Source organism: Polaromonas sp. P1_G2, from assembly GCF_056405515.1.
In genome coordinates this window covers 1-418 of the sequence record NZ_JBFUBY010001350.1, presented here as the reverse complement: position 1 = coordinate 418, position 418 = coordinate 1, and the positions used below count along the sequence as shown (strand labels likewise).

General features: G+C 62.9%; 1 protein-coding gene. It reads left to right on the top strand.

Annotated elements, in window-relative coordinates; genetic code table 11:
* On the top strand, nt 1-418 hold a 418-nt coding region (locus tag AC1D0P_RS30510; protein ID WP_477680150.1), incomplete at both ends, for a cytochrome-c peroxidase.

Genomic DNA, 418 nt, shown 5'->3' with positions numbered 1-418 from the left:
TTCCACAAGGACGCCAGCGGCATCTATCTCGGTGGCCAGTTCTGGGATGGCCGGGCTGCGACGTTGGAGGATCAGGCGGGCGGACCGCCGCTCAACCCGGTCGAGATGGGCATGCCGGACGAAAAGTCCGTCGCCGCGCGGATTGCCGAGAATGCGGATTATGTGAAGGCCTTCACGGCGCTGTTCGGTGCCGATGCGATGCAGGACCCAGAGAAGACATTCCGGTTCGCCACCGAGGCGATCGCCGCCTTCGAGCGCACCAAGTCGTTCTCGCCTTTCGATGCCAAATATGACCGCTATCTGCGCGGCGAGGCGAAGCTGACCGACCAGGAGGAACTCGGCCGGACGTTGTTCTTCTCCACCCAGTTCGCCAGCTGCAGCCTCTGCCACGATCTCAAGGGCAATGATGGCACCTACG